The organism is Aurantibrevibacter litoralis, assembly GCF_034651555.1.
GTDB classification, from domain to species: Bacteria; Bacteroidota; Bacteroidia; order Flavobacteriales; family Flavobacteriaceae; genus Aurantibrevibacter; species Aurantibrevibacter litoralis.
Window position 1 is genome coordinate 22,598 of the sequence record NZ_JAYEEQ010000022.1, and the last position, 17,770, is coordinate 40,367.

Annotated in this window: 16 protein-coding genes and 1 other RNA gene; 6 read left to right on the forward strand and 11 right to left on the reverse strand. The window is 39.7% G+C overall.

All coding sequences use genetic code 11. The features are described 5' to 3' along the window. Positions 1-133: 133 nt before the first annotated feature. A complete protein-coding gene (gene fahA / locus U1E44_RS14710) occupies positions 134-1,423 on the reverse strand; it encodes a fumarylacetoacetase (protein ID WP_322931866.1) in 1,290 nt (429 codons plus the stop codon). 106 nt (positions 1,424-1,529) lie between these two features. Here fahA and glyA point away from each other — a divergent pair, with 106 nt between their 5' ends. Beyond that, complete coding sequence (gene glyA, locus U1E44_RS14715; RefSeq protein WP_322931867.1) at positions 1,530-2,807, forward strand: serine hydroxymethyltransferase; 1,278 nt, start codon at positions 1,530-1,532, stop codon at positions 2,805-2,807. Positions 2,808-2,853: 46 nt separating this feature from the next. On the opposite strand, the gene U1E44_RS14720 is transcribed toward glyA, so the two are convergent. The 7 genes from U1E44_RS14720 to U1E44_RS14750 all read right to left on the reverse strand — a co-directional run bounded on the left by U1E44_RS14720 (position 2,854) and on the right by U1E44_RS14750 (position 9,608). After that, complete coding sequence (locus tag U1E44_RS14720) at positions 2,854-3,522, reverse strand: hypothetical protein (RefSeq protein ID WP_322931868.1); 669 nt, start codon at positions 3,520-3,522, stop codon at positions 2,854-2,856. 150 nt (positions 3,523-3,672) lie between these two features. Further along, the gene (locus U1E44_RS14725) at positions 3,673-4,341 is read right to left on the reverse strand and encodes a response regulator (RefSeq protein WP_322931869.1); all 669 of its coding nucleotides are present in this window, start codon (positions 4,339-4,341) and stop codon (positions 3,673-3,675) included. Between the two features lie 32 nt (positions 4,342-4,373). Next, entirely contained in the window at positions 4,374-6,500 is a 2,127-nt protein-coding gene (locus tag U1E44_RS14730; RefSeq protein ID WP_322931870.1) for a tetratricopeptide repeat-containing sensor histidine kinase, read from the reverse strand. Between the two features lie 279 nt (positions 6,501-6,779). Next, the gene (locus U1E44_RS14735; RefSeq protein WP_322931871.1) at positions 6,780-6,947 is read right to left on the reverse strand and encodes a hypothetical protein; all 168 of its coding nucleotides are present in this window, start codon (positions 6,945-6,947) and stop codon (positions 6,780-6,782) included. A 139-nt stretch (positions 6,948-7,086) separates the two neighbouring features. Then, positions 7,087-7,818 carry a LytR/AlgR family response regulator transcription factor gene (locus U1E44_RS14740; RefSeq protein WP_322931872.1) on the reverse strand — a complete coding sequence of 244 codons (732 nt, stop codon included), beginning with the start codon at positions 7,816-7,818 and terminating at the stop codon, positions 7,087-7,089. A gap of 242 nt (positions 7,819-8,060) precedes the next feature. Further along, positions 8,061-8,468, reverse strand: coding sequence for an acyl-CoA thioesterase (locus tag U1E44_RS14745; RefSeq protein ID WP_322931873.1), 408 nt, complete (start codon positions 8,466-8,468; stop codon positions 8,061-8,063). Positions 8,469-8,564: 96 nt separating this feature from the next. Next, on the reverse strand, positions 8,565-9,608 hold the full coding sequence (locus tag U1E44_RS14750) for a glutaminyl-peptide cyclotransferase (RefSeq protein ID WP_322931874.1): 1,044 nt from the start codon (positions 9,606-9,608) through the stop codon (positions 8,565-8,567). A gap of 86 nt (positions 9,609-9,694) precedes the next feature. Here U1E44_RS14750 and ffs point away from each other — a divergent pair. The 3 genes from ffs (at position 9,695) to fsa (ending at position 11,498) form a co-directional block, all read left to right on the forward strand. Further along, positions 9,695-9,793: signal recognition particle sRNA small type (ffs, locus tag U1E44_RS14755), an RNA gene on the forward strand. 180 nt (positions 9,794-9,973) lie between these two features. Next, the gene (locus U1E44_RS14760) at positions 9,974-10,783 is read left to right on the forward strand and encodes an SDR family oxidoreductase (RefSeq protein ID WP_322931875.1); all 810 of its coding nucleotides are present in this window, start codon (positions 9,974-9,976) and stop codon (positions 10,781-10,783) included. 52 nt (positions 10,784-10,835) lie between these two features. Beyond that, the gene (gene fsa, locus U1E44_RS14765; RefSeq protein WP_322931876.1) at positions 10,836-11,498 is read left to right on the forward strand and encodes a fructose-6-phosphate aldolase; all 663 of its coding nucleotides are present in this window, start codon (positions 10,836-10,838) and stop codon (positions 11,496-11,498) included. Positions 11,499-11,546: 48 nt separating this feature from the next. Here fsa and U1E44_RS14770 read toward each other — a convergent pair whose 3' ends face one another. After that, positions 11,547-12,932 carry a hypothetical protein gene (locus tag U1E44_RS14770; protein WP_322931877.1) on the reverse strand — a complete coding sequence of 462 codons (1,386 nt, stop codon included), beginning with the start codon at positions 12,930-12,932 and terminating at the stop codon, positions 11,547-11,549. A 115-nt stretch (positions 12,933-13,047) separates the two neighbouring features. After that, positions 13,048-13,965: an IS1595 family transposase gene (locus U1E44_RS14775; protein WP_322931878.1), complete on the reverse strand. Its 918-nt coding sequence runs from the start codon at positions 13,963-13,965 to the stop codon at positions 13,048-13,050. A 146-nt stretch (positions 13,966-14,111) separates the two neighbouring features. Between U1E44_RS14775 and U1E44_RS14780 the strand changes: the two genes are divergently transcribed. Continuing rightward, a complete protein-coding gene (locus tag U1E44_RS14780; RefSeq protein ID WP_322931879.1) occupies positions 14,112-15,740 on the forward strand; it encodes an ABC-F family ATP-binding cassette domain-containing protein in 1,629 nt (542 codons plus the stop codon). Positions 15,741-15,862: 122 nt separating this feature from the next. Next, positions 15,863-16,996 carry a hypothetical protein gene (locus U1E44_RS14785; protein WP_322931880.1) on the forward strand — a complete coding sequence of 378 codons (1,134 nt, stop codon included), beginning with the start codon at positions 15,863-15,865 and terminating at the stop codon, positions 16,994-16,996. Positions 16,997-17,029: 33 nt separating this feature from the next. Here U1E44_RS14785 and U1E44_RS14790 read toward each other — a convergent pair whose 3' ends face one another. Further along, complete coding sequence (locus U1E44_RS14790) at positions 17,030-17,749, reverse strand: hypothetical protein (RefSeq protein WP_322931881.1); 720 nt, start codon at positions 17,747-17,749, stop codon at positions 17,030-17,032. Positions 17,750-17,770: the final 21 nt, after the last annotated feature.

Consider the following 17,770-nt stretch of genomic DNA (forward strand, 5'->3'; position numbering starts at 1 on the left):
TTCGTATACCTATCCTTAAATTCTAATCGAAGTTAAGGACAGGTATTTGGTACTAAAACCTTGCCTTTGCTGTATTGTTATAGAACTTCTTTGTTCATAAAAGACGCACCATAACGATCTTGAGTTTAAAGGGTTACTTTTTCTTCAATGGTAAGGCGGGCAAAAGTTTGGTGCTGACCTCCCCAAAACCAATGCGATATCCGTTTTTAATACAATATCCCGTAATGGTAACGGTGTCGTTGTCGTCTATAAAGGTGCGTTCGGTACCATCATTGAGGGTCAACGGTTTTTCGCCACGCCAGGTAAGCTCCATCATGGAGCCGAAAGATTCCGGAGTAGTTCCGGAAATAGTGCCGCTACCCATTAAGTCCCCACTATTTACTTTGCATCCGTTAATGGTATGATGCGCCAGTTGCTGTGCCATGGTCCAATACAAATATTTAAAATTGGATTTTGTTACTTTAGTGGGTTGCCCATTTTCGGGAGTTATAAAAACTTTCAAGTGAATGTCAAAACTTCGCTTTCCCGATTGTTGTAAATAGGGTAGTGGTTTAGGCTCCTGTGTTGGACTTTCTACCCTAAAGGGTTCTAGGGCATCTAAGGTTATAATCCATGGAGAAATAGAGGAGGCAAAGTTTTTCGATAAAAACGGCCCAAGAGGCACATATTCCCATTTTTGAATATCTCGAGCGCTCCAATCGTTAAAAAGTACCATTCCAAAAATATAATCTTCCGCCTCCTCAATGCTTACGGGTTCTCCTAAAATATTGGCATCGGTGGTTATAAATGCGGTTTCTAGTTCAAAATCTACTAGTCGCGATGGCCCAAAAATGGGCTGTTCGGCGCCAGCTGGTAGCGTTTGCCCCATTGGACGTCTTATGGGCGTGCCACTGGGAACTATAGAAGAACTTCTTCCGTGATATCCTACCGGAATATGCAACCAGTTGGGCAACAATGCATTTTCCGGATCCCGAAACATTTTTCCAATATTGGTAGCATGTTCTTTACTGGAATAAAAGTCGGTATAATCACCGATCTGAACCGGCAACTGCATTTCAATCTCATCCAAGGAGAACAGTACTATATTTTTGTGCGCTTCTTTGGTTTTTAGTTCATCGTTATGCAGTTCAAAAATCTCACTAATACGGTTGCGCACCAGTCGCCATGTTTTTTTTCCGTCCGAGATAAAATCATTTAGACTGTCTTGAAGAAAGATATCATCGGTAAGCGGAATATCTTTAAAATACCCCAATTGGTGTAAGGCGCCTAAATCTATGGCATAGTCCCCAATGCGCGTTCCTATGGTGATCACATCGTCACGCGTAAGGAAAACCCCAAAGGGAATATTTTGAATGGGAAAATCGGAGTTCGGCGAAACAGGCAGCCAGCTTTGCTTTGAGGGATCATTGGTTTTTATAGGCATTGTTAATTGGTGTTTGATAAATTGCGTTATCAAATATATTATTTTCTTCCAATTAACGATCGGCAATTCGTATTTTTACGCCCTCAATTAACACAATATAAAAATAATGAATCGAGACGAGCAGATATTTCAACTCATAGCCGAAGAAAGAGAACGTCAAACGCATGGAATTGAGCTTATTGCGTCAGAAAATTTCACAAGTCCCCAAGTAATGGAAGCGGCCGGTTCGGTACTTACCAACAAATACGCAGAAGGATATCCGGGCAAAAGGTATTATGGCGGTTGTGAGATTGTAGACCAGGTAGAGCAAATTGCCATCGATAGGGCTAAAGCGCTTTTTGGTGCGCAATATGCCAATGTTCAGCCACATTCCGGGTCGCAAGCCAATGCTTCGGTATACCACGCCTGTTTGAAACCGGGAGATACTATTTTAGGATTCGATTTGGCTCATGGCGGACATTTAACACACGGTTCTCCGGTTAATTTTTCGGGTAGGCTTTATCGTCCTGTTTTTTACGGGGTTGATCAAGAAACAGGAAGATTAAATTATGACAAAATTCAAGAGATTGCCACCAAGGAAAAACCAAAATTGATTATTGCCGGCGCTTCGGCCTATTCCAGAGATATGGATTTTAAGCGATTTCGAGAAATTGCGGATAGCGTAGGAGCGCTTCTGTTGGCCGACATTTCCCATCCGGCCGGACTTATAGCGAAAGGGATTTTAAACGACCCCATACCACACTGCCATATCGTAACTACTACCACCCATAAAACATTGAGAGGCCCCAGAGGTGGACTCATTTTGATGGGGGAAGATTTTGATAATCCGTTTGGGCTAACCTTAAAAAACGGTTCCCTGCGAAAAATGTCGGCACTGCTAGATTTGGCTGTTTTTCCGGGCAATCAGGGTGGTCCTTTAGAGCACATTATTGCTGCAAAAGCCATAGCGTTCGGAGAGGCTTTATCGGACAAATTTTTACATTATATGCTGCAAGTAAAGAAAAACGCAGCGGCTATGGCCAAAGCTTTTGTTGCACGCAACTACCAAATTATTTCCGGAGGTACCGACAATCATATGATGCTTATCGATTTACGGAATAAAGATATCACCGGAAAAGAGGCGGAGGCCGCTTTGGTAAAGGCCGATATTACCGCAAACAAGAATATGGTGCCATTTGATGATAAATCCCCTTTTATTACTTCAGGAGTGCGTTTCGGTACGGCTGCCATAACCACCAGAGGGCTAAAGGAAGCCGATATGGAAACTATCGTAGCTTTAATTGATAAGGTATTGCTAAACAGGGATAACGACGCTGTTTTGCAGGATATAAAGCGGGACGTAAACCAACTGATGCAAGGAAGGCCTTTATTTGTATTTAATTAAGTCTAAAAATGTGAAACCTGTGCAACTCAGGTTTCCCTATGTTACCTCAGTGGTTTAACATAAATAAATCGCCAAATTCCATTGTTTGATTTGGCACATCATAAATGACGGCATCTTCCTCCGATTCAAAATAAAGTCCCCAGAACCTAAAATAATCTTTTTCGTTATTTTTTCCCTTGCTGATATTATGTAGGGTGTGGCCTAGATTATGGGTGTCTTCCTCAAAAACAGGAATATAGATTTCGTACGGAACTTCCATGCTGTTTTTATACAGCAAATGGTAATTTTCTTGAATCGATTTCAGAATGTTTTGTAACTGATCGGGGATGCTCTGACCGTAAATTTTTTCGATGATAATCGAGGTGTCTTTTAGATACAGTGAGAGTTCCATAATATCTAATCCAACGGAATTTTCGTTATATAGTTTAGATAACATACTGAAAAATAACGTAGTCGTATCCGGTTCGATCAACAATTCCTGCTGGAGGTTGTTCTGATATTGCAAGCAAGAAATCATTTCCTTTAACGTGAAATTAAAGTGAACTCCAATGACCAAATGACACAAATCGTCGCCGCATCCACATTTGCGCACCGTGACTTCTGAAAGCAGGTAGCGCTCTAAACTTTCCTTAAAATGATCTAGGGCATTGATTTGTATGGTACTGTCCATATCAAAATCAAGGTTGTTTTTAAAACCGTCGGTATAAATAGGCATAATTTGGTATGTTAGTTTACTCTACTTCCAAATTTAGTATTTATAAAAAAAAGCCGATTACAAAAAAGCCTTAGAAAAACTAAGGTTTCGATATTATTTTAGGCTATATTGAAGGAAAATTCGTGTAAAATAGCAGAAAATAAAAAAAACTTATAAAAAACCTCGATTTTTTGCCTCGTGGATGAGGGCTTGGTCACTTTGTTTTTCTACCCCAAAAAGCACTTTAAGTTGGCGTTTTCTGTTTTCTATACCCGCTAGTGACAGGGAAACTACGCCCAACATGTCTTTCGTACGCGAGCCTATGGAAAGGTTATAAAGTATTTTTTTGTCATTTTCATCCAGTAAAACATCGTTCGCCATTTTTTTTCTAATGGCACTGAGTGCTTTTTGAGTGTAATAGGGAGGAGAAACTAGAATGGTTTTTACCATAGTAACCAATGTCATTTCATCTACTTCGGATTTTACCATGTACCCATCCGGGTTTACCCTGCTGAGGATGCTATTGATACGATAATTGTCGCTAAAGGAAGAAAGGTACACAATTTTGGAATCGGGAACCAGTTGCCGTGCAATAACGCCCAAGTCTTCGCCATTCCTAAAATCTCCCTCTTCGTTATTGGAAAGATTTACATCCAGCAAAATAATGTCATAGCGAAGATTGTTGATGGAGTGCTCTATTTTTTTTAACCCCAGTTTTAGGCTATTGGCGGTATCCATACGCACCATAAAGCCATCAAACTTTGCTTCTTCTAATATATATTTATACCCTATCATGGTCATTTCATGATCATCAACCGCTAAAATCTTCACCAATTTCATAAACAATGCATTTTAATGAGCGTTCTATCAGATTATATGTTTTGTAGGCTATGCATCGGGATTGCTTTTGCGGTGGGAATTACAAAATTCTCCACAGGAATTTCCAAATGAATGATGGTGCCTTGACCTAGTGCGCTGTTTATATGCCAGCTTCCGCCCATTTTTTTTATTCTTGAACTTATATTTTTCATACCTATCCCTCTTTTGGCGCGTGCCACATCAAAACCTCTTCCGTCATCGGCTATGGTCACATACAATATGCTCGTTCGTACGTAAAAACTAATACTGATGTTTTTTGCCCGGGCATACTTCACGCAATTTTGTAACGCCTCTTGTACAATGCGATACAGGTTAATTTTAATAGCACCCTTTAATTGATCCCAATCTACTTCGGTATCGTATTCAAAATCAGTTTTAAGGTGGTTCGCTTCGGAAACCGAATCTAACAACGCCTCTATAGATACAATAAAGTTACGCAATTTTTGTAAAGAAGCGGCATGTAACTCATGAGAAATGGTACGAATTTCTTCTTCTAATTGTTGCGATTTCTTGATGAGTGCGGCTCGTTTTTCAATAGATGCTGCATCGGTCTTGTTGTTTAAACCGCTTAACATAAGGCGGATACCTAACATCTGACTTAAAATATTATCGTGTAATTCTTCAGAAACACGCTGCTGTTCTATATGTTTTCCTTCTTCCAATTTCCCTTTTTGCGCCAGCATCAATTCAAAAATTTCTTCATTAGTTTCTTGTTGCTGGCGCTGAAATTGAAGCTTTAGGTTCCTGCGCCGCTGATCGATGATGACAACGAAGGCTACGGAAAGGAGCATAGATCCTATAGCAATCCAGGACCAAAGTTCGCGCTGTTTTGCTAAGAGTTGGTTGTTTTGCAACACCTCGTCGGTTTCAAAAGAAATACGCGCAAATTTATCGCGTACCCGGCGCTCTTCTTGCTGCAAACTGTCGTCTAAGGCCATGTATTCCTGCACATAGGCATACATATTTTTGGGATCTAAATGCGGAAATAGCTTTAAGGTTTGCAACAAACGCTTGTTGTTGTTGCTCTCTAGTGCGGCTTTCTTAGCCTCTTGGGCATGGTATAGCCCGGAAACCGTATCCTTTTCTTCCAAAAAGTATGTGGCCATGTTATAATGGGTACGGGCAATGCCCGGGATATCACCTATACTGTCTTGCCATTGCACGGCACGGCTAAAAAGTGTGGATGCTTCTGCGGATTGGTTTTGTTTAAACGAACTGTACGCCAAATTGTTTAAGGCCCTGCCGTAAAGTAAAGGCTCGGTTTCCGGTAGGCTTATATCAGACAATACCTCTTTAAAGTAGGGTATGGCCTTGGCATGATCCCCACTTTCTTGATATACGAGACCTATATTGTTCGTAGTAACCTGTACTAAATTTTGGCGATCTTTTAACTTAGCAAGGTATTCCAAAGCGGTATTGAAATAATCTAATGCCCTTGTATTTTCCTTAAGTTCGATAGTTATAAGCCCCAAATTATTGTAGCATTTGTACAATTGTAAATACTCACTAATAGGCTTCAATATTTCAATAGCTCGGATGGTCGTAATTTCACTGCCGGTATAATCTTTAATATCGGCTTGCACAATGGCCATATTAAAAAGCATGGTACCTGAATATTTCTGTTCCCCTAAAGCACTATAGATTTTTTGGGCTTGGGTAAAATGGGCATAGGCACTGTCCTGCTGGGCCTTATTTCTAAAAAATTGGGCCAAATCCCAATGCGCTTCAGCCATACGGGTAGAATCGCCCATATCTAGTGCCAACTGTAAGGTTTCTTTATTGGTTTTTCGAAACTGCGCCGAATCGTTTAAGTCTAAATACAGCAAGGAAATTTGAGATAGTCCTTCGATCTTGGCGGAATCGTTGGTATATTTTTGTATAGTGGCAAGCGATTTTTGCAGCAGTTGTGCCTTGGTTGCTGTCGGCGTTGTCGCCTCTTTAGCCTGAGCCACCCAAAAAGTTACACTATCGTTTTGTGCAGCATTTTGTACTGCTGTACTTGCTTTAGGTTGATTGAGATTGCAGCTACCAAACCATAATAATAGAATACATACTATAAGCCACAACAAACCGGTAGGTCGTAATTTTAGAAGCACTATTCTAACAAATACTGTGCGCATCAGGGTTTCTTGGTTTTCCAATATTACTAAATTACGAATACTATAATTTGATGCTTTCCGTAAAAAAACTACATCCTATCAAATATAACGAAAAAAGTATGGCATTTATTAGTGCTGTATGCAGAAGTTTATCACTGGTGCCAATTGGGGTTGTCCATGGGAAGTTTCGAGTAATTCTGTTAAAAGCAACCCCGCAAAATGACTTAGAAATACGCTTGGTGGTTCCGTATAAAAAAAGCCCCAACGGGCTTTTTTTATACGACTTATGATGATGTTCTACTAGGTATCGCCTCTCCCGGAAGTTTTATTAACCCCACCATCCGTGGCTACCGCTTGGTCTATATTTTGAAATTGATTTTGGGTGTTTTTGTCGGCACTATCGCTGTTAAAAGAAACCGCACCGAGGGCAAAAAGTGCTACTGCCAAAATACTCATTAATTTTTTCATGTGTTTTCGTTTTTAGAATGTTTGTAATTAATTATGTTGTAAAACTAATTAGACCCTATCTAAAAAACAGGCAGGTAAAATTTCTACGAGTAAACACCTTATTTCTGTGAGTATCCGCACCTTTTATAAGAGAATTCTGTCAATTTAGAATCCCAATGCTGTTTTTGGCTAAGTGCTCTTTGAGACCCTCCACATTCGATTTATAGGATTTTGAAAAAGGCAATTGCAGCTTACTTCCTTTAAGCGCACAAACGGCCTTGCCATAGTTGACCCTGTCAATATAATCCACGTTCAAAATATAGCTTTGGTGTACGCGCACAAAATTTTTGGGAAGCTGATCTTCAAAACTTTTTAAGGTTTTGTAGGCGCTAACCACACGGCCATCGCGCATAAAAAAGTCGGTAGCATTGTTATCGGCCTTCAGGTACAGAATTTCCTCGGTACTGAGGTACTGAAAATCTTGATAGGATTTTAAACACAGCCGTGGTGCTAGTTGTTCTTTGGGGAAGCGTTTTTTTAGACTAAGTAGGGTTTTTCGGATGCCTAATTCGGCAAATGGGAGTACCCAATAATCAAAAAAATGATGCTTAATAGCCTCAAAGGCGTATTGGTCCGATGTGGCAACCGCAATGAAAATAGGGAGCGTGGCGGTATATTGGTGCAATTCGGTGACCATCTGAAAACATTCTGCTGCATTTTTGCTAAGGTGCATAAAAACGATATCGGGGTTGGTCTTTAAAATATGGTTTAGCCCATCCTGATTTCCGTAAGTGGCACCGGTAAGGCAAAAATCGTCGTATTCTTCCAAAAAATGCTGTAGCTGCAATGTGGAAGTGGCATTCGGATCAATAATGGTGTAGCGGTAGTCCATGGCGTAAATTTTAGCGCAAATTAGTGATCCTAAACCAATTGCGATTACACAAAAACCTTAGAAAAACTAAGGTTTTGATTTTACGCTGCGTTGTAAAGCCTTAAAATGAAGAAAAATTCGGTTTAAAATGCGTTTGGAAAATATATTCTCAGAAAATCCTTACAAAATATAAGGATATGCTAAAGAAAGGATGTGGGTTGTGAGTGGCGCTTACTGAGTTGCACTTGCCAAAGTCATGAGTATTACGAAGGCAAGGTTGCTTCGCGAAATACGGCTTTTATTTCTTCCGAAATTCGAAGTGGTTTTAAGGTTTCTGCGTGTAGCAGGCACCATTGGGTTTCGGACCGCACTAAAAGTTGTTGCGTATTTTCCAGGAACATTTCTACGACCCGGACGGTAGTTGCGCCCCGTGCACCACGGATATAGGTGTTTATAACAATGACGTCATGTAATTTAGCCGCACTTTTGTAGGTAATATTATGATTGAGAACTACCCAAACTACATCTTCTTGCATGGCTACAGGCGCCTTATGCATCCAATGTTCTTTAGAAATATCTTGAATCCACTGTACATACCGTACATTGTTTACGTGATTAAGATCGTCTAAATCGTCATTCGTTACGGTAATTATTTTAGAAAAAGGAATCATAAACCTATTCAGATTATACTCTTGGGATGTCGCAGTTCTTTACAGCTATAGGAAGTGGCATCCACATTTGGAAGATTTGCCCCCATAGCTGTATGTTTATTTCTTTTTGATGTGTACTTCAAATAGCTTGTCCCAGTTTTTACCCGTGACAAAAAAGGTCTTTCGCTCCGGATGGTAGGCTACCCCATTAAGGACATCTAAGGCATCGTGCTGTGTTACTTTTTCTTTTAATCCCCCGAAATTAATAACTCCCTCTATGGCACCTGTGGTAGCATTAATAATCATCATACTTTCCTTTTGGTATACATTGGCATATATTTTTCCATCGACATACTCCAATTCATTGGCCTTATTAAAGATAGATTTGTCTGTAACAATTTCGATATGATCTTCTTCAATAAGCGTATCGGGATTCAGAATCCAAATTTTTTCAGTGCCATCGCTTTTATATATTTTGGTACCATCATTGCACAAACCCCAACCTTCTTTGCTCTCCCCGTAACTGAATTGATCTATTTTTTCAAAATGTGCCACATCGTACACAAAACCAATATTGCTTTGCCAAGTAAGTTGGATTATTTTTTGGTTTAATACGGTGATGCCTTCACCAAAATAACTTGCGTCCAAATTGATTTGTTGAAGCACCTCACCGGTCTTAAAATTGACTTTTCGCAACGATGATTTTCCCTTTTGTCCTGTGCTTTCGTAAAGGGTGTCTTTATAAAACTCCAGTCCTTGGGTATAGGCGTTTATGTCGTGCGGATATTCATTTATAATTTCGTAGGTATAAATTTCCGGCGGATTGGGAGCCAAGATTTTTATCTTTTTTGAAACTTCAACGCTACTACCTTCAAATTCAATTTTCGCTGTAAGGGTTTTATTGCCCAGTTTTTTAATATCGAGCGGATACTTTTCGTTTTGCGCTTGTAATACCTTAGCGTCTATAGTGTAGGTGACTTTTTCGATCACTTTATTTTTTTTATTGCCTATGGTAAGCGTAATAGCCTCATTTTGTTGAAACTCGCTTTTATTGCCTTGGGTTTGTATCACAAAAAGTTGTTCCCCTTTGGTACCACTACCGCAGGAAACTAGGAGGGCAGTGAATAGGATAAAAAGCAAAAATTGAATAGTGTGCCGCATAAAACTTTCATTTTAGGGGCAAGGTATTTAATTAAATTAAGATTTTAAAACGATTGTGTCAAATTTAAAAGTTTGTATATTTGCCCCGGCAAGTCCTACACGACCAGCTCCTGCAAAATCCCCCAGGGTGGGAACGCAGCAAGGGTATGCGGTTGTAGCGGTGCGATGTAGGTAGCTTGCCATTTTTTTATCCTTCGAGATTTTCCAGCAATCTGATTACTTTTAAGGGTTGATTTTTATCTTCCGAACTGCATTTCGTGTTATTCTTTGTTTATTTGCATTCCAAAGCCCGTTCTCGCTTTTGGTGAGGCACTATGTGGCAGATTCGCATCCAAAAAATTAACGTTTATACCTATTATAAGGATATGCAACAAAAAGTAATATTAATCACCGGAGGCACTTCCGGGATTGGCAAGTCGATAGGAATTCACTTAAAATCTGAAGGACATCGGGTATATGGCACCACGCGAAGTTTGGCTAAAAACGCCCAGTTTGATTTGTTTCCCATCTTGGAAATGAATGTAACTGATACAGAAAGTATTTCCCTGGCCGTGCAGTATATTTTGGAAAAAGAAGGACGATTAGACGTTTTGGTAAATAATGCCGGAATTGGCATTACCGGTGCTATAGAAGAAACACCGGAGGAAGAAATTACAAAGGCATTTGCCACCAATTTTATGGGACCCATACATATGATGAAAGCTGTACTGCCTCAGATGCGAAAACAAAAGGACGGCTGTATTATAAACATCACATCTATTGCGGGATACATGGGCTTGCCTTATAGAGGCATTTATTCGGCCACAAAAGGTGCTTTAGAATTGCTTACCGAAGCCATGCGGATGGAAGTCAAGCATTTTGGAGTGCACATAGCCAATGTAGCTCCCGGTGATTTTGCAACGAATATTGCTGCCGGCAGGTATCATACACCGGTAGGGCCACATTCACCCTACAAAGAGAGTTATGAAAAAACCTTGCTGGCCATGAATAGTGCTGTCACTCAAGGGATGGACCCCATTCATGTGGCCAAAAAGGTAGCGCAGATTATACGTGCCAAAAATCCAAAAATTCATTATGTTGTTGGCGCACCCTTACAGCGTTTCTCCTTGGTATTAAAGAAGTTTCTACCCGATAAAATATATGAGAAACTACTTTTGAACCATTATAAGTTGTAATTTTGAAATTTACAATCGGAATTAAAATTTTACTAATATTAAATATAAAAAAATGAAGTTTTTTATCGACACAGCCAATTTAGAACAAATTAAAGAAGCGCAGGAACTTGGTGTTTTAGATGGTGTTACCACCAACCCCTCGCTTATGGCCAAAGAAGGCATTACGGGTAGAAACAATATTCTAAAGCATTATGTAGACATTTGCAATATTGTAGATGGTGATGTTTCTGCCGAGGTTATTGCCACTGATTTTAAAGCCATGGTAAAAGAAGGGGAAGAATTGGCCGAATTGCACGATCAAATCGTGGTTAAAGTACCTATGATAAAAGACGGCATAAAGGCCATCAAATATTTTACAGACAAAGGCATACGCACCAATTGTACCTTAGTTTTTTCTTGTGGGCAGGCGTTATTGGCCGCTAAAGCCGGGGCTACTTATGTTTCCCCCTTTATTGGTAGATTAGATGATATTTCAACAGATGGTCTCAATCTCATTTCAGAAATACGCCATATTTACGATAATTACGACTTTCAAACACAAATTCTTGCGGCATCTGTGCGCCACACCATGCATGTCATCGATTGCGCTAAATTAGGAGCCGATGTCATGACAGGTCCACTTTCGGCCATCACCGGCTTGTTAAAGCATCCGTTAACCGATAGTGGCTTGGCTCAATTTCTTGCCGATTACCAAAAAGGAAATTATCAAAGGTAAGATCACAAATTAATTATCCCGAAAACCACAATTTTCGGGATTTTTTTGTTATTTGAAGGATGAATAAAGGTTTCCGAACCCATTGCTGATGCGTCCGTTTTTAACAATAATCGCTTTATTAAAATCATCGAAAACCAAATTCTTAGCCATTTCGTTAAAATCGATAATTCGGTATTGTAGGGTCTGATCCAGTTGATGTTTTGTAAGCAAGGAATTCCATTGTGCCGGATCCGTATTCCAATTGAGACCTATAAAAGCATAATCCGGATGTTTTGCACTTAGTTCATGAACGGTTTTCGAAATTTTATCGAAATGCCCTAATTGTGTCCCAGACCAAAAGTAGAAAACAACATTCTTGTTTTGCGCGAGTTCCGCCAGAGCTATGTTGTCATGATTCCTATCTTGAAGTCCTACTGCGGGTAACTCATTGGCAGGTTGCATGTTTTTGATGCCCTCGTACAATTGCGTAATCTCTTTTATATGTCGATTATTTCCAGACAGGGAAAGGAATTTTTCAATAAACAATTGATTGCTTTCCATATCCTCTTTGGCTTTTAAAAAATAATCTATAGCCACATTCCGGAATAAATTATCCCTTAAATCCTTGTCTACCACCAAACTATCTATAAGCTCAAGGGTGTGTTTGTTGTAGTGAAGTTTGTCTTTAACCTCATAACTATCCAATCCACAATTGGTAGTGCATGTCATATAGGACAAATTACCAAAATGGTATTTCATAAAATTGTAATACGGCCTAAAATACGTGAGGTTCGTATTATTGTATGGTATTTGCTTACGATACTCATAAAACCCCTTGTTCAACTCGTGAAGTGTTCCTTTACCGGTTCGCTTCTTATGATAAAAAGGGTATTTTTCTTTTGCGATGTACAGATTATAGTCGATACTGGCTTTGGCCACTTCTATGGCCTTGTCTGAAAGTTTTACTTGTGTCAGTAATTCATCCAATACTTCGTATTTTGTGTTTCGGAGGGAGTCTATTTTTTTACCAAAGTCTTCCGGTTCAAGAATGTAAAGTGTTTCTAAAAAAGGTTTTTCTTCTTCATCCTTTAAAAACATACTCAGCAGAAAATTGTTTATTTCCGCACCTTTACCCGTAAAAATGAGCGATTCATCAAAGGCTAACGTATTTAATCGAATAACAAGGCTATCTCCCTTTTCAAAATATACATATTGTAATTCGGGACTGTGGTTAAAATGATATAAACCTTCGTCGATGTTGTTCATCTGAAAGAAAAACATATTGTCCTCATTCAATGCAACTGAATCCAGCGTCTTATCATTTTTATACAATACAATGTGCCTGTCCGTGGGGTTCACAATCTCACCCGCAAAAAAGACTCTATTTGGTCCTTTTTCTAGCACACTGCATCCCAAAAAAATCAAACAAAGTAAAAAATAGATCGTTCTAATCATGCAAAACTACTTCACTTATAACAAACAAAGCTAGTAAACCCCATGACTTCCTGCTGTTAATGCTGCGTTAAAAATGAAATAGGGACGATAACAGGTTAAAAAATTGTGTATCCGTTTAATGTCCACTTGCCGTAATGCTTGCTATCACTAGCCTGTCAAAGATTCTCTCGCCGAAATATCTTCTATTTAGCTTGTAGACAAACTCGTTCAGGTATAGTTGTAGGTATTTTGCCTTGATTTTATGGTAGGTCCCCGCAAAGTTTCTTTTGGCGTTACTGATGGCAATGTGCACCCATTTTAAGGTTTCCTTGGTGGTTTGTTCGTTGGACTTTTCGCTGATGTGCAACTCCACATAATCCGCAATATTGACATAAGAAGTACTGTTATCGGTAAAAACAATGGATCCCTCGTTATCTATGGCCTCTTGCAGTGTTTGGTCCGTGCCCCCCATTTTGTGGTCCTTGAGCACTTTGGCCTTGAAGTACCTGCACTGGCGCTCTACCTTTCCTGTTTCGATATCTTCCAGAACGGTGCTCTCCGCCATTACCATGACATTGGACTTGGTCTTACTGCCCCGTCCGGCCTTCTGTGCCAAGTGGTCTTTCGCGGAAGCCTCTATGGTAAAATACCCCTCGTCCATTTCTATCATGCCTTCCAAGGTATAGCGATCGTCCCTTTGCCCCATGGCATTGCGCAGCTTGTGCACCATCGCCCAGACGGGCTCATAGCGTTTGAGCCCCAGTTGGCGCTGTATCTCCTTACTGGAAAAACCTTTCTTGGTCGTGCTCAAAAGAAATATGGCCTTGTACCAGACCAGAAAGGACAGTTTAGAGCTTTCCATTATAGTGCCACTGCGAAGGGATATCCTGGCATTGCACGACTTGCATTGATAGCTCCATTTGTTCCCAAGCCAATAATGGTCGGTGCCTTGGCAACGGTGGCACACTACCCCTTGCCTGTCCCGCTGCTCCTTGAAGTGCAGCCTGCAGCTCTTCTCGTCCGTAAAATGTACCCCAAAAGAAAATATATTCATGACCAACTATTTTAAAATCAATACAATATACGAATTATTTATCAATTTAGGGGTGTTTACGGATATACAATTAAAAAATGAGGTTGTAATGATTCTTGGTTTAGGGTACATATTTAGCTACTTTTGCAAAAAAATAAAATCGACCTATGCTAAGTACCACTAATTTGTCTGTTCAGTTTGGGAAAAGAGTGCTTTTTGATGACGTTAATGTAACCTTTACCGCAGGAAACTGTTATGGGATTATCGGAGCCAACGGGGCAGGAAAATCTACTTTTTTAAAATTATTGACCAAGCAAATGGATCCTACCTCGGGACATGTAACGCTGGAACCCGGCAAGCGCATGTCGGTTTTGGAACAAAACCATAATGCGCACGATGAACATACTGTTTTGGAAGCCGTAGTGATGGGTAATAAGCCCTTATTTGCCATTAAAAAAGAGATGGATGACCTGTATGCCGATTACGATGATAAGAATGCCGATAGAATAGGGGAGTTGCAAGTACAGTTTGAAGAAATGAACGGTTGGAATGCGGAAAGTGATGCCGCAGCCCTTTTGTCCAACTTAGGGATTTCCGAAGACTTTCACTATACCGTAATGGGAGATTTAGATGCCAAATTAAAGGTTAGGGTTTTATTGGCGCAAGCGCTTTTTGGCAACCCCGATGTATTGGTTATGGATGAGCCTACCAACGATTTGGATTATGAAACCATAAATTGGTTAGAGCATTTCTTAGCCCATTATGAAAATACCGTTATTGTAGTTTCTCACGACCGCCATTTTTTAGATTCGGTATGTACACATATAGGGGATATCGATTTTGGAAAGCTCAACCTGTATTCCGGAAATTACACTTTTTGGTATGAAAGTAGTCAGCTAGCGGCTCGCCAAAGGGCACAGCAGAACAAAAAATCGGAGGAAAAAGCCAAAGAACTACAAGAATTTATTATGCGGTTTAGTGCCAACGTTGCCAAAAGCAAGCAAGCTACCTCAAGAAAGAAAATGCTGTCTAAATTAAAAATAGAGGATATAAAACCTTCCAGCAGACGGTATCCGGCCATTATTTTTGATCAGGAAAGAGAGGCGGGCGATCAGATTTTAAATGTGGAAAATCTTAGTGCACATACCGAAGATGGCGAGCTCCTTTTTCAAAATGTAACTTTTAATTTAGCCAAAGGCGACAAGGTGGCTCTATTAGCTAGAGACTCCCGTGCCACAACAGCACTTTATGAGATTTTGAACGGTCATAAGAAAGCAACAGAAGGCAATTTTCAATGGGGAATTACCACGTCTCAATCGTATCTTCCGGCAGACAATTCACATTTCTTTACAGACAATTCCAATTTGGTAGATTGGTTGCGCCAATGGGCCAAAACCGAAGAAGAGCGCGAAGAAGTTTTTATTCGCGGGTTTTTGGGTAAAATGCTATTCAGCGGCGAAGAAGCCTTAAAAAAATGCACCGTACTTTCGGGGGGCGAAAAGGTGCGTTGTATGCTTAGTAGAATGATGATGATACGCGCCAATGTGTTATTATTGGATGAACCTACCAATCACCTGGATTTAGAAAGCATTACCACATTTAATAACTCTTTGAAGAATTTTAAAGGCACGGTACTTTTTACCACACATGACCATGAATTTGCAGAAACCGTGGCCAGTAGAATCATAGAATTGACCCCCAAAGGTAATATTGATCGGTATTTAACGTTTGATGAATATATGGCCGACAAATCACTTAAGGAATTACGAAATAAAATGTACGCAGTGCCGGTTTAAATTGTGTAACCTCCCAAATCGCACAAATTTAATTCATTAGGTACTGCTTTAGTCGATTTTTCGGTTGTACCGCATGGCATTGGGCTATGCCCTTTTGAAGCGTTGAACCAAAAACAGTGGCAATGAAGATAACCTACTTTAGCTTCGTAATGGCATTTATTGTCATAAGCTGTTCCGAATCGGAAATCAGTTCGCCTTTACCCGTTGAAGGAGAAAGCGTAGATGTAACGTATACCTTGTTGTTACAAAGCAACGGAAGTCTTTCTTCAATGAATTTGCACGCAAATCGAGAAACTATAACCGCACAATTTGGTGAAAGTGCCTTTCCCAACGAAATATTTCCGGAGCATATACATCGAAATCAGAATGAATTAAGTTGGTATAGCCATAAAACGGATTGCAAAGGAAAAATTACGGTCTTTAATTTTGAAACGGCAACTTTATGGCAAACAGAAGCCTTCAACGATTTTTCGGATTGTGATCTTACCATACATGCCATTTCACATTCTGACACCCAGTTCTTTATAGCTTATGAAGTAACCAACGAAGGAAAAGAGCATCACTATAATATCCGTTTGGTTTCTAGGTCAGCGTCAGGGGAAAATCCTGTTACGATTGATATACCCATCGCACATAAACCCATTCAACTTTTGGCAAACGAGAACCGCTTGTTTGTGTTAACCGGCGATGAAGAGGAATCAAACACCTATGTATTAAAGGTACTAAATCTTCAATCTCAAACGTGGATTCATGAAAAAAATCTAGGTGAACATGTTCAAAAAATCATAAAAACAGATCTTGGACATGTACTTATTGCCTATCCTAGGCTTCATAGCATAGTAGATGCCAACACGCTCATAAACCTTACTGAAGTGCGCTATAATGAAGGCTTTGAAACTAAATTGGGTGAGGCATCTTCGGAGTTTTTGCACGGTGATCGTATGTTTTTTGCCAGACCGTCTGCATTGTCTCCAAATTACGATCACGTGCCTGCCGTGTACACCTTTGAAACGAACACTGTTATTCTTTTTCTCTACGAGAATTTTTTAAGCGTAGAGGAACGCGAATTTCTTTTCGAAATTGAAGATACAACCTTAGTAGCCTATGATCATTTAAACGATGTTTTGCTAATAGGTTACAGAAAGAAAGGAATTGCACATTTAGGGGGTATATTGCGCATTACGCTCGGGAACGCTCCCAAATTAATAGATCATACCAACCTAAACGGAGTACCCTACGCATTCTTTATGCCCTAAAAGCATCATCACATAGGTATCAAACGGTACCACTTACGAATTAAAATACTTGCTATTCCATATCGCCGGATTAAAATTCTTTCCCAAAGCGCAGCCATAAAATAGGACTACAGCCACCACAGATTTAAATATAAAAAAGAAAATAATCCAAAACTCATTCGCACTTAACGATTTTGAAAAAAGTCCGTTCGGTACCGCTAGTGATATAAAATAACTACCCAAAGCGAGTACTAGCACTAAATTAATGACATTCTTAAAAGGCCACATGGCTAATTTTCGCAAAGGATGCAAATCGTTACCCCATTTATGAATCAGGTAATAGTATCCATTGCCTATAGGCGCAAACAGCAGGGGATCGTCTACATTGTCCAGTTTAAATAGCTTTGAGGGTGCCATGATTTTAAATCCTTTAATTTCAATCTGGTGTATGGCTTCCAGTTGTTTTATTTTAGAAATAGCCTCCGGGGGAATAACACCTTTAAAATAACGGGAATCTAAAAAGCGAAGTCGATAATCAATACAAATAGCCCGTATTTGCGAAATGTGGTAAATATGTTGTGTTTCCAATGCATCAAAATCAAAAAGATTATCCGCCGTCGTTTTCCCCGTGGCTATATTCTTTTCAATTCGATTTTTGGCTAAGGTATCTTTTTGCAATATGGAAAGCACATTTTGGAGAATTTGATCCTCCATATTGGCTTTTGCTCGATACCGGGTCAACTTTTCGGCAAGATCAATTTTTTTTAGGTACATTTTCTTTTTCTTTTTAGCATT